At 41.6% G+C, this 25,161-nt stretch carries 19 protein-coding genes; 7 read left to right on the top strand and 12 right to left on the bottom strand.

The features are described from left to right. Positions 1-405: 405 nt before the first annotated feature. The 3 genes from IGI96_RS12465 to IGI96_RS12455 all read left to right on the top strand — a co-directional run bounded on the left by IGI96_RS12465 (position 406) and on the right by IGI96_RS12455 (position 3,471). On the top strand, positions 406-1,665 hold the full coding sequence (locus IGI96_RS12465) for an ABC transporter substrate-binding protein (RefSeq protein WP_270287933.1): 1,260 nt from the start codon (positions 406-408) through the stop codon (positions 1,663-1,665). Between the two features lie 92 nt (positions 1,666-1,757). Next, a complete protein-coding gene (locus IGI96_RS12460) occupies positions 1,758-2,630 on the top strand; it encodes a carbohydrate ABC transporter permease (protein ID WP_270287932.1) in 873 nt (290 codons plus the stop codon). Beyond that, positions 2,620-3,471 (top strand): carbohydrate ABC transporter permease, encoded by an 852-nt coding sequence (locus IGI96_RS12455; protein WP_270287931.1) that lies wholly within the window; start codon positions 2,620-2,622, stop codon positions 3,469-3,471. The genes IGI96_RS12460 and IGI96_RS12455 overlap by 11 nt, the downstream gene beginning before the upstream one ends. A 72-nt stretch (positions 3,472-3,543) precedes the next feature. On the opposite strand, the gene IGI96_RS12450 is transcribed toward IGI96_RS12455, so the two are convergent. Continuing rightward, positions 3,544-4,485, bottom strand: a complete 942-nt coding sequence (locus tag IGI96_RS12450) for a magnesium transporter CorA family protein (protein ID WP_167822949.1) — start codon at positions 4,483-4,485, stop codon at positions 3,544-3,546. Positions 4,486-4,670: 185 nt separating this feature from the next. On the opposite strand from IGI96_RS12450, the gene IGI96_RS12445 reads away from it, so the two are divergent. Beyond that, positions 4,671-5,498 carry a manganese catalase family protein gene (locus tag IGI96_RS12445; RefSeq protein WP_005225417.1) on the top strand — a complete coding sequence of 276 codons (828 nt, stop codon included), beginning with the start codon at positions 4,671-4,673 and terminating at the stop codon, positions 5,496-5,498. A gap of 135 nt (positions 5,499-5,633) precedes the next feature. Then, on the top strand, positions 5,634-6,473 hold the full coding sequence (locus tag IGI96_RS12440) for an aldo/keto reductase (RefSeq protein WP_270287930.1): 840 nt from the start codon (positions 5,634-5,636) through the stop codon (positions 6,471-6,473). Positions 6,474-6,824: 351 nt separating this feature from the next. On the opposite strand, the gene IGI96_RS12435 is transcribed toward IGI96_RS12440, so the two are convergent. From IGI96_RS12435 to IGI96_RS12410, 6 genes are all read right to left on the bottom strand, one after another. Further along, positions 6,825-8,354, bottom strand: a complete 1,530-nt coding sequence (locus tag IGI96_RS12435; protein WP_270287929.1) for a hypothetical protein — start codon at positions 8,352-8,354, stop codon at positions 6,825-6,827. A 67-nt stretch (positions 8,355-8,421) separates the two neighbouring features. Continuing rightward, the gene (locus IGI96_RS12430; RefSeq protein ID WP_270287928.1) at positions 8,422-9,963 is read right to left on the bottom strand and encodes a hypothetical protein; all 1,542 of its coding nucleotides are present in this window, start codon (positions 9,961-9,963) and stop codon (positions 8,422-8,424) included. Positions 9,964-10,767: 804 nt separating this feature from the next. After that, a complete protein-coding gene (locus IGI96_RS12425; RefSeq protein ID WP_270287927.1) occupies positions 10,768-13,857 on the bottom strand; it encodes an alpha-mannosidase in 3,090 nt (1,029 codons plus the stop codon). Next, positions 13,854-14,684: a carbohydrate ABC transporter permease gene (locus IGI96_RS12420; RefSeq protein ID WP_034858274.1), complete on the bottom strand. Its 831-nt coding sequence runs from the start codon at positions 14,682-14,684 to the stop codon at positions 13,854-13,856. Before IGI96_RS12420 ends, IGI96_RS12425 begins: the two co-directional genes overlap by 4 nt. 9 nt (positions 14,685-14,693) lie before the next feature. Next, entirely contained in the window at positions 14,694-15,587 is an 894-nt protein-coding gene (locus tag IGI96_RS12415) for a carbohydrate ABC transporter permease (RefSeq protein WP_008379138.1), read from the bottom strand. 85 nt (positions 15,588-15,672) lie between these two features. Beyond that, the gene (locus tag IGI96_RS12410; RefSeq protein ID WP_034870262.1) at positions 15,673-17,049 is read right to left on the bottom strand and encodes an extracellular solute-binding protein; all 1,377 of its coding nucleotides are present in this window, start codon (positions 17,047-17,049) and stop codon (positions 15,673-15,675) included. Positions 17,050-17,264: 215 nt separating this feature from the next. On the opposite strand from IGI96_RS12410, the gene IGI96_RS12405 reads away from it, so the two are divergent. After that, positions 17,265-19,406: a helix-turn-helix transcriptional regulator gene (locus IGI96_RS12405; RefSeq protein WP_270287926.1), complete on the top strand. Its 2,142-nt coding sequence runs from the start codon at positions 17,265-17,267 to the stop codon at positions 19,404-19,406. 148 nt (positions 19,407-19,554) lie between these two features. On the opposite strand, the gene IGI96_RS12400 is transcribed toward IGI96_RS12405, so the two are convergent. From IGI96_RS12400 to IGI96_RS12380, 5 genes are read right to left on the bottom strand one after another with little or no spacing between them, the layout of a single operon-like run. Next, a complete protein-coding gene (locus IGI96_RS12400) occupies positions 19,555-20,292 on the bottom strand; it encodes an SIS domain-containing protein (RefSeq protein ID WP_005225415.1) in 738 nt (245 codons plus the stop codon). Further along, positions 20,293-21,543, bottom strand: coding sequence for a PTS ascorbate transporter subunit IIC (locus tag IGI96_RS12395; protein WP_016610654.1), 1,251 nt, complete (start codon positions 21,541-21,543; stop codon positions 20,293-20,295). A 2-nt stretch (positions 21,544-21,545) separates the two neighbouring features. Beyond that, on the bottom strand, positions 21,546-21,827 hold the full coding sequence (locus IGI96_RS12390) for a PTS sugar transporter subunit IIB (protein WP_270287925.1): 282 nt from the start codon (positions 21,825-21,827) through the stop codon (positions 21,546-21,548). Positions 21,828-21,839: 12 nt separating this feature from the next. Further along, complete coding sequence (locus IGI96_RS12385) at positions 21,840-22,268, bottom strand: PTS sugar transporter subunit IIA (RefSeq protein WP_270287924.1); 429 nt, start codon at positions 22,266-22,268, stop codon at positions 21,840-21,842. Continuing rightward, positions 22,265-23,905, bottom strand: coding sequence for a BglG family transcription antiterminator (locus tag IGI96_RS12380; RefSeq protein WP_123834259.1), 1,641 nt, complete (start codon positions 23,903-23,905; stop codon positions 22,265-22,267). The genes IGI96_RS12385 and IGI96_RS12380 overlap by 4 nt, the downstream gene beginning before the upstream one ends. 201 nt (positions 23,906-24,106) lie before the next feature. Here IGI96_RS12380 and ypfJ point away from each other — a divergent pair, with 201 nt between their 5' ends. Continuing rightward, positions 24,107-24,997, top strand: coding sequence for a KPN_02809 family neutral zinc metallopeptidase (gene ypfJ / locus IGI96_RS12375; RefSeq protein WP_123834257.1), 891 nt, complete (start codon positions 24,107-24,109; stop codon positions 24,995-24,997). Positions 24,998-25,161: the final 164 nt, after the last annotated feature.

Genomic DNA, 25,161 nt, shown 5'->3' with positions numbered 1-25,161 from the left:
TTTTTCTCCTTCTTTCTTTTAAGTAGTTATTACACATATTATGTTACGCTTAATCCCCGTTTTAGACAAAAGATTTGCACTCAATTTGCAAAAATAATTTTCAAGCCTTGTTATATTAACGTTTATCAGCACTTCTTAATTATCGTTGTAAGAGCTTTAATTCGTTTTTTTTAGTATTGGTGCATTTTTTGAAATCGTTTTATTTTGTATTTTGCATCTTATCCGCTAAACTGAGGGAGAACCACTCTTATTTTGTCAGATAATTGGCACTTTTCACTCCTCGATCAGTCCTAGGACTGCTATCTTTTCAGTACATCAGCTATTTTTCATTGGGGGACGTTTCGATCGTTTTCGATTGGAAACGTTTTTTTGAACAAAAATCATTCAATAAAGGAGAGGAACAAAATGAACAAAAAAATAGGGTATTCAATTTTGTCTTTGGCGGCAGTGATGTTAGGAATCGCTGGCTGCGGCAGTGGTGACAGTGCCAGCGAGAACAAGCAGATTCGTATGTTCGTTTCTGGAGATACCAGTGAAGGCGGCGCTTATTCGAAAATGGCGGAAAAATACAAGGAAGAAACTGGTGTGACTGTCGAAGTCACCGACGTGCCTTATGCGGACTTGCTGACAAAGATCACCAAAGCTGTTCAAGCGGATGATGCGCCAGAGGTCGTGCGGGTTTCAACCGTTCAACCTGACTGGAATGACTATCTGATGGATCTATCGGACATCGCCAGTGAGGCAAAAACATTGGAATCGATGACGATCAAAGATGAAGCAGATGTCGTCAAAGCACTTCCTTCTGATGTCACTGCCACTGGGTTGTTTATCAATACGGATTTGTTTGACGAAGCTGGTGTGACCTACCCCACTTCGGAAGAGGACATTTGGACTTGGGATGAATTTTTAACCGCGATCAATGAAGTCGTTGAAAAAACCGATGCCAAATACGGCATGGTCATGGACGCGTCGGATCACCGTTTACGGGCTTTCACCTATCAATACGGGGGACAAGATTTCTTTTTAGATGACAGCGGTGATTCTTACACGACCGATGATGCTACGAAAGCGGCTTTGCAAAAATTTGTTGATTTGAACAATGACGAAGTAATGCCAAAATCGGTTTGGACCTCTGGAGAAGATGCTTCTGCTATGTTCAAGAGCGGCCGTGTTCCAGCTTACTTTTCTGGCAGCTGGCAGATCGTTGATTTTTCTACCAACATCAGCAACTTTAACTGGCAATCCACCTATTCTCCTTATGAAGAGACCCGCGCGGTCAATATGGGCGGCAACTTCATCACTGGCTTCAACAATAGTAAAAACAGTGAAGAAGGCGAAAAATTCATTAAATGGCTGTACGAAGAAGAAAATTACAAACAGCTTTGTACCTATGCTGGCTACTTACCTGCGGTGGAAGATTTGACGGTCGACTATGAACAAGGTCAGGATGCTTATGAAATCTACAACCAAGAGATCGCAGCCGCTGCTCAACCAATCAGCAGCAAGCAAACTACCGATCAAGTGACGATGAGTATGAAAGGCTACACTGGATTGACAGGGGCTTACCGTGATGCCATCGTGCAAGTATTAAATGATGAAATTACATTAGATGAGGCAATCGACAAGACGATCAAGGATTACAATGATGGGTTTTTGAAGAAATAAACAGACGTTCAACCACAAAGAACCCATAGTCTGACTTTTTGCAGACTGCGGGTTCTTTGTTGCTGATACGATCGTCGGAGGAGGAATTTTCTGTGAGTACTTTACAAAAAAACAAATGGCCGTTGCTATTCACTGGCGCAAGCATCATTTTGTTCATTATCTTCTTTTTGATTCCAGCACTCTTAGGACTTTATTACTCGTTAACTGACTATAAAGGCTTTGCGACAGCCAATTTTATCGGCTTGGCGAATTATCAAGAATTGTTTCAAGACGCCAGCTTCTATAAAGCACTATTTCGTACATTTCGTTATGTGATCATTCTGGTCCCAAGCATCTATGTCGTTTCTCTCGCCGTCGCTTTGATGTTGAATAGTCAGCTGGCGAAAGGCAAATTTCTCGCAAAGATCATTTTTTTCTTACCATGGACTATCTCTGGGATCATCGCTGGGGTTATCTGGAAATGGTTGTTTGGTGAAAACTTTGGCTTTATCAACTTTATTCTAGAGCAAGCAGGACAACAAACTGTACCGTGGTTTACCGACTCGAATGCTGCCTTTTCTGTCATTATTTTGGCTGCCATCTGGGGCGGGACTGCCTTTAACATGCTGCAATTTACTGCAGCTTTGAAAAATATCCCCCGCTCGTTGTATGAAGCTGCCGAGATCGACGGCGCCAGCTTTGGGCACAAATTACGCTACATCACCTTGCCTATGCTGCGGCCGACTTCCTTTATGGTCATCTTATTGGCTTCGATCGGCGCTATGAAAGAGTTCGCCCTCGTGCAATCGCTGACCAATGGTGGTCCAGGAACCGACAACATGTTGATCGTGCAATATATCTATACGACTGGGTTTGACAAAATGCGGGTCGGCTATGCCAGTGCTGCCTCCATGGTACTTTTCGTGATTCTTTTACTGTTAGGCTTAGCACAAATGAAGATTGGAGGCGGCAAGAATGACATCTAAGACCATCAAAACCAAACGACCTGTCACAAGAAAGTCAGCGATGTTTTTTTTAACGCTGGCACTGATCATCACTTCCCTGCTGTACCTTTTTCCACTACTTTGGTTCTTATTAAGTGCCTTTAAACCAGGGACTGAACTATTTGCTTATCCCTTGAAAATCATTCCTGAAAATCCAACCATTCAAAACTTTATTGATGCTTGGACAACATTGGATTTCTTTCGTTACTTCAATAATACGTTGATTTCAGCGGTGGTCACCACTTTATTGACGATCCTAGTCAGCGCCGCCTGTGGCTATGCCTTTGCAAAATATGATGCGAAATGGCTGCGTTTTTTCTTCATCTGTATCATCGCCACCACCATGCTGCCGACGGAAGTTATCATGAACCCAACGTTTTCTGTCATTCGTTCACTAGGCTTATATGATAAATTATTGGGGATCATCATCCCTTCCATCAATACAGCAACCGGTATCTTTATGTTCCGAACCTTTTTCGTCTCCGTTCCTGACGATCTGATTGAATCAGCCCGCATCGATGGCGCTTCGGATGGGATGATCTTTTTGAAAATCATGCTGCCGATTGCCCGACCAATCATTATGACACTGGGGATCTTTTCCTTCCAGTGGCGGTGGAATGATTATATCTGGCCCTTGATCGTCTTGAATGATCCGAAAAAATACACCTTGCAAGTGGCGATCCGCAGCTTGGTGGGCGCGGAAAATATCAATTGGACGATTTTGATCGCTGCCTCGGTAATTTCCATTTTGCCTTTGCTGCTGGTCTTCCTCGCCTTTCAGCGCTGGATTCTCGACAGCAATTTAGACAGCGGACTAAAATAAAAAAAGTGCCGACTGCTTCGTCACACCTTTCTCCTTTTATGGATGAACGGTGCCACAGAGCAGCGGCGCTTTTTATTTTGAAAAGTCTTTTCGTGACAAGTAGACGGCAGTTAAAATGCCGACTAAAATAGCCAAGCCAAAGACGACGATCGTACCGATCGCATTGTCTTTTCCTGGCAGTCCTCCGGTGTTGATCCCCCATAGCCCCGCGATCAAGGACGGCACTGCCACCACTAATGCTGCAGAGTCTAAGTATTTCATCAGATGGTTTAGATTGTTGTCCATCATATCGGAGAACAAGCCACCGATGGTTTCTAACAAGTCGCGATAGATAGTGACCATTTTCATGGCAAATTTTTGCCGCAGCTTGATGTCATAAACAAGGGCTTCATTATCCAAACGATCCAAAAATTCTTTGCGATCCATCAAACGATCGACGGTATGGTTTTGGTCCCGCAAGGTGTGATCAAGATAGACCATGTCTCGCTCGGTATCGGCTAAGTTAAACAATTCCTTGTTTTCTGTCGTTTTACGGGCTGCTTGATCCAAATCATCGATTTGCTTCTTCATCTCCTGCAGACCTTTGATGTAATGGGTGTAGATCATCAACGTCGAATAGGCAACGATATCTTCATACCGCTGGATATCTTGCTCATGCTTTTCGATCAATCGTTTGATCAGATTGGATTGATGAGAGACATACGTGATCAATAGATCTTTGGTGTAGATAAAAGTCACAGGCTCAAGACGGTCTTCGATTCGATCCTCAGTCACTTCCGACAAATCGATCAAGGTATAGAGAATCGGATGATTCAACTTAGTGTTGCGCAAGTATTCCAACCGTGACACTTCTTCCGGTTCATTGGCGCCAATAAAAATATCTTCAGGCAGTTGATACTTATCTAACAAGTGTCGTTGTTCCTCTGGATCTGTGCCAGAAACCACTAGCCAATTGTAATCTTCCTCCGAAGATTTTCTTATTTTTCGGTCTTCCATTTTGTAATACTGAAACATGGTGACTCGCTCCTTTTCTAATTCTCTCTTAATTTAACTATCTAACGCTTCAGGCTTTTTGTCAAAATAAATGGCTTTTCTTTTCGATGCTTTTTTCATTTTGGCAAAGTGCGTTTTATTAGACGAACGTTTCGATTCATGAGAAACTTTTTATGGGCCCAATAAAAAATTTTAGGAGGAATCGTATGTTTCGTCATCAGAAAGAATTACAGTTTGAAGCTAAGCCAGAAAAACCAAATCCGTTAGTTGCGAAATACCTTCAAGAATTAATCGGTGGACAATATGGAGAAATGAGTGTTGCCATGCAATACTTATTCCAAGGATGGAGCTGCCGTGGGGAAGAAAAATACAAAGACATGTTAATGGATATCGCTACTGAAGAGCTTGGACACGTTGAAATGTTAGCAACGATGGTTGCACGTCTACTGGAAGGTGCACCTGTGGAAGATCAAGAAGCGGCTATGAAAAAAGACCCAACGATCGGTGCGATCATTTCTGGAATGAATCCGCAACATGCCATCGTTGCAGGCTTAGGACCACGTCCTGCTGATAGCGTCGGCAATCCATGGTCAGGTGCGTATATCATTGCTAGTGGCAACTTACTTGCTGATTTCCGTGCCAACTTAAATGCGGAATCACAAGGTCGTCTGCAAGTAGCACGCATCTATGAAATGATCGATGACCGTGGGGTCAAAGACTTACTTTCGGTCTTATTAGCACGTGATAGCTACCACCAAAATCTTTGGGCAGCTGCCGTGAAAGAATTGGAAGAAAACGAAGGCTCGATTTTAGTGCCGACTACCTTTGACCGCAAAAACGAACGCTTAGATATCGCTTATGATTTCTATAACTTCTCAGAAGGCGACCAAAGTAAAGAAGGCTCTTGGGCGAAAGGCAAAGCCCTTGATGGTGAAGGCGAATACCAATGGCTAGACGAACCAAAAGTCGAAGGAAAAGCGCCAAAACTCGATCAAGTCACACCAAAAATGTATGGCACACCGCCTGAAAAATAATTTGATCAAAAAGAGCAATTGTTTCTGTAACAGAAACCGTTGCTCTTTTTTCTTTGTCTGTTTGAGCAAGTTGGTTACGTTCCTGTCAAAAAAGCGTTAGAGTAAAATGTAGAGAAGAAAAGGAGGAATCATTTTATGAAAGCACCTTTACTGACATTAAACGACGGCAATTTACGCCCCGCAGTGGGCATCGGTACCTATCAGATCCGTGGTGGCGAAGGATTGAGCCAGCTGCAAGCAGCGATCGCCGACGGGTATCGCTTGATCGATTCTTCAACCAATTATGACAATGAAGGCATTGTCGGCAAAGCGATCCGTCGCTCGGGTATCCCACGTTCAGAATTTTATATCACCTCAAAATTACCAGGAAAATACCATGGCTATGATGATGCCTTAACCAGCATTCAAGAATCCCTTGCTCGCATGGGGCTCGACTACTTCGATGCCTTTTTGATCCACTGGCCATTACCAAAACGCGGCAAATATGTCGAAGCTTGGCAAGCCTTAGTGACCGCCCAAAAATTAGGCTTGATCCGTTCCATCGGCGTTTCCAATTTTGAACCAGAACATTTGGATGCCATCATTGAAGCAACTGGTGTGACTCCTGCACTAAATCAAATTGAGATCCATCCTTACTGGGTCCAAGAACGAATGGTCGCAGAAAACAAAAAACGCGGCATCGTAACGGAAGCTTGGAGCCCATTAGGTCGTGGCAGCGATGCCCTGAAAGAACCACTGATCACTGAATTAGCTGAGAAATACCAAAAATCAGCTGGTCAAATCATCTTGCGCTGGCATGTTGCTCGTGGCATATTGCCCCTTCCAAAATCAAGAAACCTCGCCCATCAACGAGAAAATCTTGCGATCTTCGACTTTGAACTGACTGAAGATGAAATCAATCAAATCAATCAGTTAAACAAAGCAGACGGCCGCATCGATGGGCAAGACCCAAATGAGTATGAAGAATTTGAATAAACAATTTCAACTGGAAAAAACACCATAGCTATCTCTTGGTAGACAAAACCTCTCAAAAATCAGCGACCAGCTGCTTTTGAGAGGTTTTTTATGTAACCAAGGCTCCAGTGGTTAGCTTTGCGTGAATCAAAGTCGTACGATCAAAATATTCTTTTTGGCAGAAATATCCTTGCTAGCAGTTCGATTTTCTTAAAGGTGACAAGCGTCAGCTAGGCGTTCATCACAGCTTTTAATCGAATGTCAGTTTCTCGAAAGAAGGTTGTCCTTCACTGTTTCGACACTTAAAGACAACAGCGTTTCCCCCGTTCTCCTTCAGCTTGAAAGGACTTTCCACATGCCAATCAGTGAACGTTATCCCCAAAACTCGTGTTTCTTGCGAGGAGGTCTTTTTCGGTAAATGAAGATGGCGAAATTCAGAATGCCACAAAATAGACCGGCGCCTCCTAGTAGTTTCACGATAGTGGGCAGCCCTCTTAAGCCCATATCTGCCATTGAAGAAACTGTGCCATTTTCATTAATCCTTCCCCAAAATTGGTATATTTGTTGTTCTAAGTGATTTAATCGCCTATCAAGAGGTTTTCTTTCGTATTCAGGAATTGTGGCATAACGTGGTGTTTTTATGTCTGCCAATATAGCTAAACGTGCTTCTGCAAAAATGTTGGGGTGCTCTGCCAATAGTTTTTGGGCTTTTTTTATCAATTCTCTAGGTGTCCCATCAGCAACCTTTACGCGGAAAAGAGAATAACTAGAAGGAATTCTTTCCAAGCGAATCCCATCTATTGCTGTAATTGTTTCATCAATCTTATTTTCTATCAGTTTTTTACTAAGGTAAGTCTCTGGAAACGTTTCAGCATTCAAAAAAGATGTTTCTTCATGCAATTGAAAGCTCAACACATTGTTTTGATACCTTCTCAAAAACAATCCAGGAACAAAACCAACTCGCACCATTTCAGGTTTTAACTCAAAGGAGCGGTTGACAGGTTCTTCCTCACTAGGCAATAAATCTGATGTGGCTAAAGCTATCTCTTGGATCTTTCCATCAGCGATAAATCCATAGGATTCTGAGATTGACTTCTGTATAATCCTTTCAAGCTCTTCATAAGAAGTTCCCTTCAAACGAATTGTTGCAAAATCATTTTTATCTGGACCGGATAGAAGTTCACCACCAAAATATGAAAGTTCATAAAGCAATTTGTCTAAAACCGTTTCATGGTTTGACCCGAATTCTCGATTAAAGCGCTCCCTATCCAGTTGAAAATGGAGCCGATTGTTAATGAAGGTCACTTCTTCACCGGAATACTCTTCCGTCGTTACATCAGCGATAGTCGGCAACGGCGGCTCGGGATTTTCCGATAACCAAAATGACTGCTCTATGGGATAATAAGTCCTTTTGTTACTACTATCGACGGCGACCAATTCAAATTTACTTTCCTGTTGGTCAGCAGAAAGAAAAAGCCTCGCCTCACCAAATGTTCGCTCCGTGAACTTTGGCTCTCCCATCGCTCTTTGATACAAATGCCGATCATATTCACCGTTCACATTGACATAGACTTCTTTCAGCATTTCCCCCTCGCTTGGTGTTACCGCATAAATCAATTCAAAAAAGGGAATCATTAGTTCTGAATCGGGTAGCTCTGTGACGATTTCCAGCAATGGTTCAGTTAGCGGCTCTGTGGGTTCTGAGGTATTCCTTTCGCTGTTGAGGATGTCAGCTAAGACGCCTTGGGACTGGTCGGTTGGTACTTCGGCTGCTAATACTTGCCAACTGGTCATATGATAGATGGCAAGAGCAAAGAAACACAGACTAAAGATTTTATAGATGGGAAAGATATTTTCAAAAAATTTCTCTTCGGTTGAATTTATTTGCGCAGCGACTTGCATTCACTTTGCTCCTTTCTTCTTTAGAGGTAACAGAATTCTTTCAGATTTTAAGAATGACAAACGGGTATCAGTTTCTACCTGATTGCCTATTCCTCTTCCGTTTTTCTGCCCTTTGACAAGCAAAAAATTCAAATAAAAACACAATAAAGCCGATAGAACCAAATCCTATCACTAACGCCATGCTGACAGTCAAGCCGTGCCAACCCATACTCGTTAACGACGAAACTGTGCCATTCGGGTTGATGATTGCCCAGATAGGGTAGTTCCGTTCTTCAAAGGTGCTCATAACACGCCATCGTCGTTTGTATTCGGCTGTGGTATTATAGCCATAAAAATTTTGCCTTCCTCTGATTATTACATACCCTTTTGAAAAGACTTCGGGATAATTCGTCAGTAGTTGTTGCCCTTTCTTCACTAAATTCCTTGGTGTATTTCCTCCTACAGCTATTTGCACATAAGGATAAGAAAGTCGATTTTCTTCTAAACGAACGCCATCAATCGCTGCAACAGCTTCGTCGATTTTTTCATTTATCAGTTTCTTACTGAGATAAGTTTCAGGAAACGACTCGGGATTTAAAAAAATGGTTTCTTCATGCAGCTTGAAACCTACCACGTTGTCCTGATATCTTCGGAAAAACAAACCCGGTACCCAGCCGATTTTTAACATATGCCGTTTAAACTCAACCGAGCGATCGACGGGTGCTGCTGTTTTGGGTAACTGGTCCGCCTCAGCTAAAGTCATCTCTTCAATTTCTCCATCGGTAACAATACCAGAAGTAAATGTTTCTAAATCACAAAAGAATCTATTAAGCTCTCTATAAGGAGTTTGCTTTAACTGAATCGTTACTCTCTCATTCTTGTCTGGTCCAGCAATCAACGCCATGTCATAGTAAGAAAGTTCATCCAACAGCTGATCTAAACTCGTTTCGCCGTTTTGCTCGTTTATTCCTGTAAGTATCTCGTCATTATATTGGAGATGGAGACGATTATGTACAAAAGCTATCTTTCCTTCATAACGATCAAGTATTGATATGTCGGCAATAGTCGGCAACGGCGGCTCGGGATTTTCCGATAACCAAAATGACTGATCTATGGGATAATAAGTCCTTTTGTTACTGCTATCGACAGCGACTAATTCAAATCGGCTCTCCTGTTCATCGGTAGAAAGAAAGAGACGAGCTTCACCGAATGTTCGCTCCATGACCTTCGGCTCCCCTATCGCTCTTTGATACAAATGCCGATCATATTCACCGTTCACATTGACATAGACTTCTTTCAGCATTTCCCCCTCACTTGGTGTCACTGCATAAATCAATTCAAAAAAGGGAATCATTAGTTCTGAATCGGGTAGCTCTGTGACGATTTCCAGCAATGGTTCAGTGAGTGGCTCTGTGGGTTCTGGGGTAATCCTTTCGCTGTTGAGGATGTCGGCTAAGACGCCTTCTATCTGAATTGAACCAGTATCTGAAACTTCGGCTGCTTTTACAGGTAAAACTAAAAAGTGACAGATGGTGAAATAGATAAATAAAATACAAAGAATGATACATAAGGGATCTGCTCTATCAGCCTCTTTCTTATTCATTGCGGTTATGCGTTTATCTGATTGCATTCAATTCACTCCTTACATCTAAGGTTTTGGAAGTTTATGAAAAATGTTCATCAAATGATTATTTTTTCATTAGTTAAACATCAACTAATTGACAACCATTTGATGAACAACAAATTCAGATTCCTTAAAAAGAACCTTATGCTGCTAAACGTTCAGACTCCACATTGATCGTCTGAAGATTTTGAGCAATAGTATCTGAAAGTTCGATTTGCAGCTTTTGGATATCTTCGTCAAATAGTTCGTAACGAATTTTTTCAAAAATTTCTGCTAATTGTTGGAAGTTAGAGATATGGAAGAATTCACCATCTGTTACTCTTACAATGTTGTCTTTTTTCGATTTTCCTCACTACCTACTCCATAAGCTGCTCCTTTCTAATCAACGGTTTGTAGATTTTTTATTCATTATTCGTTGTCTTGCTGTAGCTCCCAAGCTAATTATACCGAGCGGGAAGTTAAACAACAATCGTTTTCGTAGAATTTTATTCATATTTTATATATCATTTTACGTATTTTTATTTTTAAAGACCATTATACCGCAAATGAACTCCAGACCTCTATCAATCTTTATTTATTTACTTAAACCACTTTGTCCCATCTATACCAATATCCTCCTCTAGCAAGCAATCACCAAAAAAGACATTCTCTCGTAATGAAAAAATGTCTTTTTGTTTCTCTTAGTTTTTTTATAAAACCTTCTAAGTTTTTAAGACTTATAAGAAGTAGTACTCTGTATCAGACAGGTGCGAAACCTAATACTTTTTTAAACACACGACACATTTAATAGGTAGACCCACTTGTGTTATTTCAGTCTAGATAAAAATGAAATGTCTTTATTTCAAAGGGTGACAAGGTAAATGAGACTTTATCTTTCCACTGCTCATTATTTAAAGGTATCTCCATTAAATCTGTTTCTTGCCAAAAACTGCTTGGCAACTGCAATGTAACCTTTCTAGTTCCTCCCGTGTGATCATGTAAGCGTAAAATCCACCCTTTGCCGGTTTCTGCTTGCTTGATTGCGTCGATGGTAACTGAGGTTTCACAGTCTATTTGCAACGGAAGCAACCAAGAATGTTCTCCGTTAATAACCGTTAATGGCGAGTTGAGGGACCATGCTTCTTCCATTGTTCCCCCATCGATGGCATCGTGCTCGTGGGCATAAAAACTGTAAGTAAATTTGTGATCGCCATCGTCAGCCAGTGGATCAGGATAGATAGCGCCTTTAAGCAAGGTCAAGCTTAATTGATTTTCCTTAACAGCATAACCATATTTACAGTCATTCAATAAACTTACCCCACAATATTTTTCTGAAAGATCTGCCCATTGGTGGCCTACTGTTTCAAACTGAGCCAATTGCCAACTGGTATTAGCATGGGTAGCTCGTTTTACATTTCCGTACTGAATATCAAATACTGCTTCAGTTGATCGAATTGCTGCATCAAAGTTTACCTTCAACAGTTGTTGGCGTTCATGCCATGACACGTTTGTTAAAAAATCGATTCGTTGTGTATGAGCATAGACCCGCATTTCCTGATGTATCTGCGAATTACCAAACGTATACTCAAATACTACGGAAGCGTAAAGTGCATTATTTGAGCGTAATCGTATTTGATTGGCTTGAAGCACTGTTGCTTTTTCTTGATAAAAACTATCGATATCCCATGCATCGTAATTTAAAGGTTTGTCTTCAAATAGCTGAAAAACATTCCCTTTTCCTTCCAACATTTCTCTACCTAGTTTCTTATCAAAAATGCTGATTAAATTTCCCGATGTTTCCCATAAAATTCGCAAACGATCGGTCTCAAGCGCTCCCTCTGTGAACTCAGCGAGCGGTTTGATGTCTTTATTTTCTGCTATCGGTTGAAACTCTATCATCACCTGACTCATTGGCGGAACATTTGTCACAAGAACAGACTGTTTTTCTCCATCAAAATAAGCCGGAAGTTCTTTTCCTTGTGAATCAATAAAGCGACCTTCTTGTAAAAGTGGAAGTTCAATCAGTTCATTCCTTGACCAGCTAGCTGTATTGATGACTGTATACTTTTGATTAGCAGGTCCATCTAATTGTTCAAATAACTGTTGAATGGTCTGAGTCACGACGGCAAACTCTGCTCTATGGTCTTGATAAACTTCTTTGATCGAAGAACCAGGAATAATATCGTGGAATTGATTACGAAGAACCGTCTCCCATGTTTCAAAAAGCGGATCCTTAGGATACTCGTCTTCTTTGCTGGCTGCTAAACATGTATAGAGAATCTCAAGTTCCCGTAGAGCAATTTCAGCTTTTCGATTCATTTTTTTGACAAACGCTTGCGAGGTATAGGTTCCTCGATGATATTCCAAGTACAATTCGCCATCCCAACGAGAGACCAGCGGCTTATTTTGTTCTACTGTCTGATGCAGTCGTTCAAAAAAGGCTTTCGCTTTTCCTGTTTTGACTTGCGGCAATCCTGGAATCTGGTCAAGGCGTCGTCGATTTTCCAGCATCTCTCTAGTGACACCGCCTCCGCCGTCCCCATGACCATAAGACAGCAGAAATTCTTGATTCAAACGCTTGTCTTGATATCCGTCGTAAATTCCTTGAACGGTCTCCGGAGAAAGCGTTCCATTGTAGGTATAAAACCATTCTTCTGCCCATTCATCCGTTTTACCATCAACTGGCGTGGTGATAAAATGCGTCAAAATATCTGTCCCATCGATTCCCCGCCAATAAAAGGTATCATGAGGCATCCGGTTATATTGATTCCAGCTGATTTTGGTCGTCATAAACGTCTCAATGCCGGATTTTTTCAAGATTTGGGGCAGTGCCCAAGAATAACCGAACACATCCGGAAGCCACAAGAAATGCATTTCTTTGTCAAATTCTTCCTTCACAAATTTCTTCCCATGGAGTATCTGACGGACCAATGATTCGCCTGACGGTATATTACAATCGGCTTCCAGCCACATGGCTCCGTCCACTTCCCAACGGCCTTCTTTGATCCTCTTTTTGATTTTCTCATAAAGAGCTGGATAGCTTACTTTGACATATTTGTATAGCTGAGGTTGGGTTTGCAAGAAAATATATTCTGGGTATTGTTCCATCAAACGTAAAACCGTTGAAAAACTGCGGACAGCTTTTTCCCCTGTATGCTTCAGCCGCCACAACCAAGCAACATCGATATGTGTATGGCCGATAGCCGTTACAGTAATCTCCGAAAGTTTAGGTATTTTTTGCAGTTCTTGATTTAAATAATGATCAGCTTCCTCAACGCTATGGTAAAAAGAGATAGATCCGGGTACCTGCCACTGAATCAACCGAAAGGCATCATCTAAAAGATTCAACAGCTTGTATCGTATTGGTTCATTTTCCGGTAACCCATCGATAGTTTTCGCCATCATATCAGCGAGAAAGAAACAGTCATCAGCAGCTAAGTGTCGTTTTGCCAAATAAGCTTGCCGAAACTCATGCCGTTGAATGACTTCAGCCCCACCGCCTTCCAAGCCCGACCATAGTTTTAAATCAAGTCGGATGGTTTTCCCCCGGTAATGATCCGCCAGAAAAATCTCTGTATGATTCGAATCGACACCCTGATAAGGTTCCCCATCGATCAACAGCAAGGACTCAAAGCCTGAATTATAGCCACCACCTGTACGACCAAAATCGATCAGTAACCATAAGTCTTCCTCCTCTGGAACTGTCAATTCATAATGAGCCCAAATATAACGGTCTCTCCCTTGCCAGAAATCGCCAACTGAAAGTGTAAAGTCCCACTCTTCTGGTGGGTGTTTTTCCGTTTTTGACTTATCTTCTTTTGCCGACCACATTGTCAGGTCTTGTACTTTTTGAAAACGATACGCTTTTAGTTCAGTGATTCGTTTCGTTAATTTTTTTGTCGTATGAAATGGATCTTTCATCCTTTCGTCGCTCCTCCCATGCTAAATCCTTTAGACATATACGTTTGTGACAAAGCATATAAAATGACGACTGGTAAGGTATATAGCACCGAAAAAGCGGCTAAACGGCCATAATTGACCATACCAAAGTTGCCGAAAAACTGAAAGATCGAGACCGATGCCGGCATTTTTTCGGGTGACTGAATCAAAATATAAGGAACAAAGAAGTTGCCCCAGCTTCCAGTAAAAGTAAAAATACCAACCGTACAAATACCTGGAACCATCAGCGGCGCTACGACTTTTCGTACCCCTTGCCATGTTGAAGCCCCATCGACCCAAGCGGACTCTTCTAAGTCGATTGGTACCGAATCCATAAAGTTCTTCATCATCCAAATCCCATAAGGCAGTGAGGACGCCGTCAAGAAGAACGTCACCGCCAGTAATGAATCTTGAAACTTCAAAAAGATAAACAGTTGATAGACCGGCACGATGACAGCAGTCATCGGTAATGAGGTCATGAACAGCACCGCCATCAAAAAACTTTTTTTATATCTTAGCTGATACCTCGACAAGGGATATGCTGCCAAAACACATAAGACAACAACTAAAATCGATTGACAGCCGGACAAAAGCAAGCCTATTCCGAATGACCGAATGATAGTTTGATCAGAAAGGATCGAAGTAAAATTTTCAAATGATACTGCTTCAGGTAATTTCAAAGTTTGAATAGCGCCCGGATCAATAGAGGCGATCAGCATCCACAACAATGGGAGCAAAAACAATAAGGCTAATACTGCCAAAAGCAGATAATGAATCATGGTCTCCAATTTTTCACTGCGTTTTACCATTTTTTTCACCTACACTTTCACTTTCAGCATTTTCATATAAATCAAGCTTGCGGCAGCACCAATCAGCAGCAAGACCAGCGAAATCGCTGTTCCGTATCCTAGCTGATAGCTCACAAAAGCTTGTTTGTACATGAAGACCGGCAGGGTTGCAGTCTGATTGCCGGGACCACCACCAGTCATAGTATAAATCAACGTAAAGACACCCAATGTCTGCAAAGTGACGAGCATCAAATTCGTTGCAATGGTACCTTTGACCATCGGTATCGTAATTTTTCGAATCACTTGCCAGCGGCTGGCGCCATCCATAACTGCAGCTTCCTCTACTTCCTTAGGGATCTCATCTAAAGCGGATTGAAACACCATCATTGAAAAAGCGGTTCCTCGCCAAATATTGGCAACCACAACACTTATCATAGGAAAAGCAAACAGCCAAGCAACCGGCTCAAATCCCATCAGTCCCATCAACCAATTAGCTGTTCCGCTATCTCCTAAAAAAGCGACCCAGCAAAAGGAAACAACCACTTCCGGTGTAACCCATGCAGCAATGATGATCAGACCAACGACTCGCCGAAAGGCTCGATTTTTCTCTCGCATCATAAATGCAATCAAAAAACCTAAGAAACATTGACCAATCACTGCAGAAAAAATGACAAAAATCAAGGTTCGTACGACACTAGTTTGAAAAGCCGGATCATTGAACATGCGCACAAAATTTTCAAAGCCGATGAACCGCAATTGACTTGCTTCAGCACCGGTCAGAGCCAAGTTCGTGAAGGAAAAGATAAAAGTTAAGATAACTGGACCAACAAAAAATATCAGCAGCAAGAGCCAACTGGGAAATAAAAAAATCAACGCTTTTTTACTATTGGACATTTGCTGCTCTCGTTTTAGCGAATTTTCCATTCTTTTCTCCTTTCTTTTTTTAAAGAGAAGAAACGTTAGCCTCCATTCGGATTGTTTGCTGCAATTCCTTCTCTTTATTAATGATTTAGTTAACGGCATCGTCTCCAACGATCCTTGTTACATTGGCGGCATAATCACTAGCTGCTTCTTCTGGTGTCTTGCTGCCAGTGGCAACTGCTTCAACCATTGTTTGGATCTCTACTGAAACATTTGGATATTTGTCATCTGCCGGACGGAAATGAGCATATTGTAAGAAAGAGGTTGCTTGCTCAATAAAAGGTTGCTCCTTATATTCAGCTATTTCTGCTGAATCGTCTCGGACGGTTAAATTCCCTTCAGCGATTGCTCGTGCAGCTTGCTGTTCTTTTCCACCGAGTGCTTGAACTACTCGCCATGAAGCTTCTTTATTTTGTGCTTTTTCAGGAATGGCCCATGTCCAGCCTCCGGACATGGTCGTAAATGGCGGTTCACCACCATTTTGTGTAGGCATGGCTGCAAAACCAAAGCGTTCTGTCATATTCTCAACAGGAGTTGCCCCATTTTCGGCCCAATTACCTGCACTCCAAAATCCATCTAAAAGCATGCCGACTTCATCATTAGGAAATTTATCTTGGAACATCACAGATCCGTAATTGCTGTTGATCGCAACGGATAATGATGGTCCTAATTGTTTTTGGTTATACACTTCATCAATGAAAGCCAATGAATCAATGATTCCTTGTGTATTCACTTGCCATTTACGCGTTTCACTATCAAATAATGTATCTTGAGTACCATATAAGAGCATCTGGAAAGTCTGCATCGAAACCGACTCACCATTGGCTTTAGCCACACCTAATCCTAAGGGGATCACATTCTCATCGGAAGCTTTGATTGCTTCAGCTGCCTCAATGATCTCCCCCCAAGTTGTTGGCTGCCAGTCTTCAGGCAGACCGGCTTTCTTAAAGACATTTTTGTTGTACCAAATCCCGCGAGAATCAGAAGTTCCTGGAATGGCATACGTACTACCATCTTCAGCAATAACACCAGCTTTTAAGTTTTCTGTATATTTATCCCATTGATCCCAGTCAGCAACATATTCATCAAGATTGGTTAAGTAACCAGCGTTTGCATCAGAATTCAACATAAACGAATCTTCTGCCACTACATCGGGTGCTGTGCTTTCCGATTGCATAGAAAGAGCAACTTTTGAAAAATAATCCCCCTCACTTGCGGTAATCGGAGAAAGTACGATTTTTATGTCCTCATTTTCTTTCTCAAATTGTGGAATAAATGTTTCTTCCAAATATTGGGTCATTTTATCGTTTTCCCCAGTATTGCGCCAAGTGATCTTTATCTCGGTTTTCCCCTCTGCCCCGTCCCCATTTGACGAGCCCTCGCTGTTCCCACAAGCAGCTAAAACCATTGGAAGTGTCAGTAGAGACAGTAATGATAGAGCTTTTCTTTTCATCGACATAATCATTCCTCCTGAATTTTTTCATTTTCTCTCGCTTAAAGTAAGCGCTTTAAATATAGCGTGTTTAGACATTGTTGAATATCATTATTATTCGTTGAAATATACATTTTTTACTCTTAATATCAAGTTTTGTAGATAACTACAAATAATGATGATTTGACTCAAGCTGATTTATCTCTATAATCAATGTAAACGTTACCAAAAAAAAGAAAGGAGCACTTATGAAATCAAAAACCTATCGTAAAATATTCTTAACCTTTTTAACGGTTATTATTGCATATACTATTTTTATTATGGTGATCGTCATCAATAATGAAGTCAATCAGCGGAAAACTGAACAAACTACCCAAAGTATCATGACGCTAGAAAACAGTGCTTTTCGCATTGATCAGCAACTTCGATTTGCCCTCAATTCAATGAAATCTTTAGCAACAAAAGAAAGTATTATACTGTTTTCCCAAAGTACTGAATCTGATTATGCGCTGTTTTCAGCGATGTATGATGAAATTCGTGAAAACTATTTATTAATGAATCAGTTTGAATACTCTATCGGAATCTTGAATCCAGAGAATCATATCATCGTAAGTTCTGACGGCTATTTTGTTTACAATGATTTCTTTTCCTTTTTGAATATAGAAACAAAAGCCGGGCTTCTTTCCGAAATGCTGGCAGATGCCAGCTTCAGTTCCTCCATCTTCGAAACCCTTGATCAACGGCTGATTATGCTTCATAAAGAGCAAGTAGAGAATCAGACCCTCTACTTCTTTGCCTACTGGAAAAAAAATGAACTACTGTCTCCGATGAATCAAGAAATACAAGTTACTGATCACCAATATCCTTCTAGTGAGACCAATTCACCGATACTTACTGATTTTACACAAAATACCATTCAGCAAGAGACCAAATCAGATACTATCGTTTTTACAAAAAATTCAGAGGTGCTCCCTTTTGCCAATTATCAATTGACATCCGCGATTCAAAGCAGTTTTCCACTATCTACGATTTCTTCCTTTCTCCTTCCATTAATGGTTTTGATCGTACTGGGTGCTTTGATCGTCGTTTTCTTGAGTAAGCGGATGTACAAACCTTATCTAGAAATATTAGATGAAATCAAAAAGAGTAATGTTGATATTTTAACGGTTGATGATATCAACTTAGCTTTGCACCAGATAATCGAGTCGTCTAGTTCGATCAACCAGCTCCAGTCCCCTGTCTCAGAAGAAGTAAAGGAACTATTCTTAAAGAATCTGCTTTACGGAAAATATACGTACAATATGAGCAAGAGTTTACTGCCTACTTTTCATCTTGAAGGCATAGAAAAAGGCGGGAGTTTTGCTTTTCTGACCTTCTCAGGTGAGATGGCAGAAGAAGCAACTTTTAATGAAACAGAGATCATTCATGTACGCAAACAGTTGATCAAGAAAAATCTTCCTATCGAGCGTTATGATATCATCAGTTTTTCCGAAAAACACCTTGTCATTCTTTTTTACGATCAGGAATATTCACAAATTATGAAAGAGATCGATCAATTGAAACTAACGATAGAAGACAGTTTGAACTTGAGAATGACTTATCTACTTTCCAAACCTTTTCATTCTCTCGAACATTTTATCGAAGTCTTTCATGAAACCTGTCAGTGGTCAGATGAATGCAACGGCAATAATCATTTCCATCAAATACCGGTTCCAACATCCAATGCTTTTCATAAAATCAATTATACCGTTGATGAAGAACAGTTACTGATCCAATATTTCAAAGTAGGTGATTTTGTCCATGCTAGAGAATTATTGCAACAAATCGTGGATATCAATATTTCCAGCAACCGTTCTCTAGGCTTCCTTCAAGAATTTTCAGCCGCTCTGACCTTAACAATAAAACGTATCGCTGTGATCAAAGAGATTTCCTACCCTGAATTCTACGAACAAAATAAGAAACAATTTCTTTACTTAAAAAAAGGTTTTTCAGATCCCGATGTGAAAAAAACGATTTTTTTCCTTTTTGACACGCTGATCACTCAGATCGAAACCACTGAAAATAATAATGGATCCAAAACAGATGAAATCATTCAATTTATTAATAGCAACTATTGCAGCGACCTCAGTTTAACAGATATTGCCCAGCAATTTCATCTAAGTGAAGCCTATTTAAGCCGTTTGATCAAAGAACGATTGTCCATGTCCTTCAAACCATATGTCAATCAACTACGTGTGGAAAAAGCCAAACGTCTAATGAGTGAACAAGAAAGTTCAATCAATGAAATTGCTAGCAAAGTCGGCTTTAAAAATACCAATTCCTTTATTCGGGTATTCAAACAATTTGAAGGGACGACACCAGGTACTTATCGTACCAACAAAATTCATTAAGCTTTAAAATTCTAATACACAAAAAACGATCTGAACGAGATTTGATCCCTACATTTACGAAATGATTCCCCAAGGCATTTCATTCTTTTAGTAGTTTTCAAATTTATCGTTCTGATCGTTCTAATAAAAAGATAAGTTACTTATACAGTCACAGCTGATAATGGATCGCTTCTTGGTACTTTTCAAACAGGGACTGGTTCAATTCATCCCCGCCGTCTAGGTTCGCTGAGTAAAAAATCGGCGGATAGTCGACACCGGCTTCTTTTAGTTTTTGGCAAACTTCAACGATGATCGCATTTAAGATCGTTGCGCCGACCACAGTCGATGTAGGCCCGACTTTTTGTTCGACGTCAGGAATCGTACACGCTGCATCGCCAATCTCCCCATGATTGTCGATGACGATATCCGCCGTTTCAAATAAACGCAAGCCTGATGTATGACGGCTGGTGACTGTTTTTGAATAGGTAAGATTCGTTAATGCGATGATCTTGACCCCCTTTTCTTTGGCATGAAGCGCCATATCGATGATAACTGGGTTTCGCCCAGACACCGAATGCAAGATCAGCACATCACCTGCTGTAAAGGGTTGGGTCGCCGCCAAGGCACTACCGTAGCCTTCTAAGCGCTCCATTTTACTAGTGAAGGTGATTGGACTGCGATCAAGCATCAGTTCTCTTCCAAAGATCGCATTGATGGTCATCATGCCACCTGCTCGATAATACATCTCTTCAGCTAAGATCCCAGCGTGACTTGCGCCAAAAATGTAGATGGCTTTTTTGGTCAAGTTGGCTTGCGTCAGTAATTCAATGGCTTGCTCAATCGCTGGTGCTTCTTTTTCTTCTACAATAGACAATAGTTCTTTTGCTTTTTCAAAGTATTGAAACATTTAAAACCCTCCAAACAGCTTGCCGATCAATTCACCAAGGATGCCCCATAGAGATAAATCGTTCCCACCGAAAATCAAGATCCAGTTTTGAATCGTCGTTGAGAACAACGCTGCAGAGATCCCAACGAGTGCTACCATAACGACAGAAGCTGTGATCGTACCAATAATGGCACCTCGCAAGCCCCCTTGTCCTTCGCCAATCACCGCAGCACCGCCACATTCAAAGAAGCTGGTGATGACTAAAGGAACGATCAAAATGCCAAAGACGTTGGTCGTATTGGCAATGACCACTAAAATCGTTGAGGTGATCATCGCCACGATAAAGCCGATGATTACAGCATTTGGACGATAGTTGAACAAGATGGGCACATCAAAAGCTGGTTTTGCTCCAGGAACGACTTTTTCTGCGATCCCTTGAAAGGCGGGAATGATTTGGTTGATCAATAGACGTACCCCATACAACATGATCAATAATCCTGCACCGAAGTTCAAGCCAGCATCAACCGCAAACATCACCAAGTTGCCCCCTTCAGGAACTAATACGGGCGCAATCAAACCGATGACGACATTCATCAAAAACATCACTAACGCGCCAGTAATCGATATTTCACGGAAAAACGATAGATTTTCAGGCACTTTCAAATCTTCCGTCGATTTTTCTTTGTTTCCGACCCGTTTTGCAACAAAGCCTGAAACCAATGACAAGATCCCCGTTGGATGACCGATCAAAAATGAATCATCGCCTGTGGCATCCCACACATATTTACGCATGATCCATGGCATGAAGGACCAGTAGCAAGCAGATAGAACCGCCCCTAAGATCAACAGTGGGATTCCGGTAAGTCCGCCTTCAACGCCCCCAGCGACGATGACGAACGGGAACCACCACAACATGTGACCGGTGAGGAAAATCGTCTTCACAGGTGTAAAGCGAGCAATCAATAAATGAATGACAAGTCCGAAAAACATCGCTAAACCAACTGTTCCGCCGTATTCTGCCGTAAAGGTGATGTCAGAGAGTCCATCTGACACAGCAACGCCTAATTGGGTTTGAACCGCTGCATTGATCGGTGCGATCGTTCCCACCAACATATTTACCCCAGCCGTCAATGCCACCATCCCGAAGGAAGCTGTTAAGGTTCCTTTGACGACTTCTGCAAAAGGTTTTCTTTGTACCAATAACCCAATCATGGCAATGATCCCCAGTAGGACTGGCGGATTTTTTAAAATATAATCCGTGACAAAATTCATGATTATCCCTCTCTTTCAGCTAAAAATTTTTCCATTTGCTGTTTGACTTCTTCTTTATCCATATACTTTTTGATTGGATAAACGGGTGCTTTCACGGATGCTTTTAACTCATTCAATAATTCATTACTCGTAAAATAAACATCTACTGGTGTCGCTTTTGCCGTCGATAAATCAGTATTCTCGGCAGTTGCCGTTAACCCTAACTCTTTGATCACCTTGTCGATCGTCATCTTCAATACCATTGAGCTTCCTACACCAAATCCACATACTGCTAAAATTTTCATATCCTTTTCCTCCTATTGGAATAATTGACAAATTTGTTCCCGATCGCCATTTAATATCACGTTGTATTTTTCTTCATCCATAAAGATCGCCATGATCTCTTTCAAGCTTTCTAGATGGCTTTCACTATCTGCGGCGGCTAAGACAAGAAATATCCGCACCGGTTTACCCTCAAGATCGATGGGCTGTTTCGTTACTAAAAGGCTCATACTTTGTTCCAAAACCCCTTCTCCAGGACGGGCATGCATCAGCGCAAAGTAATCCGCCAACACCATGTAAGGACCATTTTCTTCCACGCTTTGAATCATCGCTTCGATGTAAGCTGACGTGATCAGCGCTTCATCCAGCAAGGGCTGGCTGGCTAATTTTACGGCTGAGCGCCAATCTGTCACTGTCTCATCCGTTTGTATATGCTTTTCAGGCAAAGAATCCTTCACTTTCATTCTGATTTAACCTCCAACATTTTTGATAGGAACCATTCTTTGTTTTCGATTCCTTGCATGATCAATTTCATCATTGGTTCCACCTTTTGCGTCTCATCCTCTCGGATCATCAATAAAATAATGATGTCGGCTTTTTGGTTGCCCCATTCTACTGGCTGATCCAAAAGTAAAATCGAGATGGCTGTTTTTTCGACATAATTCGGATTGCCGTGAGGGATGGCAAAGCCATTATCTAAATAGGTTGATTGTAGCTGCTCTCTTTCAATGACGGATTGCTGAAACTGCGCTTTTCGTTTTTCATCACTAAAAGGGGTTTGTTCGATCAAAAAATTGATGGCTTCTGTTTTGCTGGCAAATCGCTCGAAAAAGACGGTTGGCTGGATCATCGATTGGGCTTGAAGAAGTAAACCATTTTGATCGACTACCGCCTCATTATCGATGACTAAATCGATGTAGTGATTCATGATCCGCTTCATGTCGCGATTGGTCACCATAGGCGAGATCCGTACCACAGGTTTTTGAATCCCGACGAGATCGATGGTTGAAATAATAAAATCGATCGCCGAGATGTCCATCTGCTTTAATTTTTCTACTGAAACGGTTTCGATACTGTCGATCTCTGGCAGAATGCGACGAATTTTCGCAGAGACAAACGAGCTAGTGCCGACGCCATTGGGACAGACAAAAATGATTTTGTTCATGCGGCGCATTCGCTCGATCGCTGCTTGAAAATGGATCGTGACAAATCCAATCTCATCATCAGAGATCCCCACTTGATACGCTTTCAAAAAATCATGGAGCGAGAACCAGACCACGCCATACAAGGCAGGATAGTTTTGCTTGATTTCCTCTAACAAAGGGTTGATGACTGTGGTTTGCGCTTCGATCCGCAACAGCAGCTGATACAGATGGATCGTCACATCTTCTTCCAATCGATTGTCTTGGGTCAAGTCGGTGCCTAAGCCTTCGCTGATTTTTTGAATCAAGTTGCGTACTTTTCCCCGAAAGACGAAAGGAACTTTTTCACTTTTCATAAAAAATTTCAAGCCGCTACCGACGATCAGGTAGGTTAGATATTGCACTTCTTTTGGTGAAAATTGATAAATGTGCTGTTCTTCGATTTCTTTCAGTAGCTCATAGACTAACGGATATTTGTCGAACTCCAAAAACAGCTTCCCCACTTGGCGATTTTCTTCAATCACTAAGTTTTCCGCATGACTCGCCCGTTCGATCAGCAGCACGATGGAAAGGACGATACTTTGGATGTAGCTGTCGGGCATTTCCACTTGTTTTTCCATTAACGCTCGACGAAACGCCTGATTTACTTCCTGGTATTTCTCAGGTTCCACCAACAAGGAAAACGCCGCTGGTTGATCCAGCATCATTAAGCAAAAGCGTTTGAGCACCCGATGAATCTGGGATTCACTTCCTTCAAAAAATGTACCTGAATTATCAAATCTCAGGCGCAAGCTTTCTTTTTGAAACAGTTCTTTTAAATAAGAAATATCTTTTGCAATACTGCTGCGGGAAACGAAATAATCCTCTGCTAACTGCTGATAGCTGAGGTGCTCGCCAGCAATCAACCGTTTAAAAATCAAAATCCTTCGTTCCGATGTCCCCGAATAATTCATTTTCATACGCTCACCCTCTACCTCTATTTTATTGCTACTGTACCAAATTAGAAGGCTAATTGTTAGATTAAAGAATGATTAAAAGGAGTGTACACTTTGATTTTCAAAGCTCCTGCAGGCATTTTATAACAATTTCAAGGCGCTTTTTTTCACAATCTGCCGCCTTTCTCTTATAATTAAGCTAGGATTTATATAGGAGGAGATAACATGAAATGGCGTGGGGGTAGACAAAGCAGAAATGTCGATGATCGAACGGGGCGATCATCTGGCTCAAGCGGGATGCTGGCTGCTGGTGGCGGGATCGGTACGGTGATCATCGCTGTTTTATTTTTCCTGTTTAGCGGTGGTGATTTAAATTCGCTGCCGGATGTCTTGGGTGGCAGCGGTCAAGCAGCCAATTACCAGACAGAAAATGTGGGCACCAGTGAGTACACGGAGGAAAAAGAGTTTTCCGCAGTCGTATTCGGCTATTTAGAAGATTACTGGCAAGACGTTTTTCAAGAGCGGCAAGAAACCTATCAAGACCCGACACTTGTATTATTTACGGGAAGCGTCCAGTCGGCATGCGGCTATGCCACGTCACAGGTTGGTCCGTTTTATTGTCCAGCAGATGAGAATGTGTACCTTGATCTTAGCTTTGCCAATGAGCTTTCCGATAAATATGGCGCAAGCGGCGACTTCGCAATGGCCTATGTCATCGCCCATGAAGTCGGTCATCATGTGCAAAATGAGCTGGGGATCACCCAACAATTGGACAAAATCCGCCAGCAAGTTTCAGAAAAGGAATACAATCAGTACAGCGTTCGTTTGGAGCTGCAAGCTGACTACTTAGCTGGTACTTTTGCGAAATACTTGCAAGGCGAAACCTATCAAGGACAACCGATCTTAGAAGCTGGCGACATTCAAGAAGCAATCACAGCTGCCAATGCCATCGGGGATGATACGCTGCAAAAAGAATACCAAGGCTATGTTGTTCCAGATAGTTTTACGCACGGCACATCGCAGCAACGCGTTGACTGGTTTAACCGTGGCTATCGTTATGGTGACTTAGCACATGGCGACACCTTTAATGTCGATAGCCTTGACTTTAGCAAGTAGCTTCAACTAAAAAATCACTCCGAAACAGCATGAACCGCCTGCTGCTTCGGAGTGATTTTAGGTTCTTGTTGCCCCTTCAAGCCTTTTGGTGAAGGGACGCTTTACGCTTTCTTAACTTTCGCAATGATTTTTTCGCAAAAACGTGCCTGCTTCGTCATACTTTT

It is taken from the genome of Enterococcus sp. DIV0421 (assembly GCF_051713745.1).
GTDB classification, from domain to species: domain Bacteria; phylum Bacillota; class Bacilli; order Lactobacillales; family Enterococcaceae; genus Enterococcus_D; species Enterococcus_D casseliflavus.
This window is presented reverse-complemented; position numbering and strand designations above follow the sequence as displayed.

Bases quoted from the DNA above. Each gene is read 5' to 3' on its own strand.
- IGI96_RS12385 (WP_270287924.1), bottom strand. From the start codon at position 22,268: ATGAAAGTGAAGGATTCTTTGCCTGAAAAGCATATACAAACGGATGAG.
- IGI96_RS12395 (WP_016610654.1), bottom strand. From the start codon at position 21,543: ATGAATTTTGTCACGGATTATATTTTAAAAAATCCGCCAGTCCTACTG.
- IGI96_RS12405 (WP_270287926.1), top strand. From the start codon at position 17,265: ATGAAATCAAAAACCTATCGTAAAATATTCTTAACCTTTTTAACGGTT.
- IGI96_RS12455 (WP_270287931.1), top strand. From the start codon at position 2,620: ATGACATCTAAGACCATCAAAACCAAACGACCTGTCACAAGAAAGTCA.
- IGI96_RS12415 (WP_008379138.1), bottom strand. From the start codon at position 15,587: ATGGAAAATTCGCTAAAACGAGAGCAGCAAATGTCCAATAGTAAAAAA.
- IGI96_RS12410 (WP_034870262.1), bottom strand. From the start codon at position 17,049: ATGATTATGTCGATGAAAAGAAAAGCTCTATCATTACTGTCTCTACTG.
- ypfJ (WP_123834257.1), top strand. From the start codon at position 24,107: ATGAAATGGCGTGGGGGTAGACAAAGCAGAAATGTCGATGATCGAACG.
- IGI96_RS12435 (WP_270287929.1), bottom strand. From the start codon at position 8,354: ATGCAAGTCGCTGCGCAAATAAATTCAACCGAAGAGAAATTTTTTGAA.
- IGI96_RS12430 (WP_270287928.1), bottom strand. From the start codon at position 9,963: ATGCAATCAGATAAACGCATAACCGCAATGAATAAGAAAGAGGCTGAT.
- IGI96_RS12440 (WP_270287930.1), top strand. From the start codon at position 5,634: ATGAAAGCACCTTTACTGACATTAAACGACGGCAATTTACGCCCCGCA.
- IGI96_RS12400 (WP_005225415.1), bottom strand. From the start codon at position 20,292: ATGTTTCAATACTTTGAAAAAGCAAAAGAACTATTGTCTATTGTAGAA.
- IGI96_RS12420 (WP_034858274.1), bottom strand. From the start codon at position 14,684: ATGGTAAAACGCAGTGAAAAATTGGAGACCATGATTCATTATCTGCTT.
- IGI96_RS12380 (WP_123834259.1), bottom strand. From the start codon at position 23,905: ATGAAAATGAATTATTCGGGGACATCGGAACGAAGGATTTTGATTTTT.
- IGI96_RS12465 (WP_270287933.1), top strand. From the start codon at position 406: ATGAACAAAAAAATAGGGTATTCAATTTTGTCTTTGGCGGCAGTGATG.
- IGI96_RS12450 (WP_167822949.1), bottom strand. From the start codon at position 4,485: ATGTTTCAGTATTACAAAATGGAAGACCGAAAAATAAGAAAATCTTCG.
- IGI96_RS12445 (WP_005225417.1), top strand. From the start codon at position 4,671: ATGTTTCGTCATCAGAAAGAATTACAGTTTGAAGCTAAGCCAGAAAAA.
- IGI96_RS12390 (WP_270287925.1), bottom strand. From the start codon at position 21,827: ATGAAAATTTTAGCAGTATGTGGATTTGGTGTAGGAAGCTCAATGGTA.
- IGI96_RS12425 (WP_270287927.1), bottom strand. From the start codon at position 13,857: ATGAAAGATCCATTTCATACGACAAAAAAATTAACGAAACGAATCACT.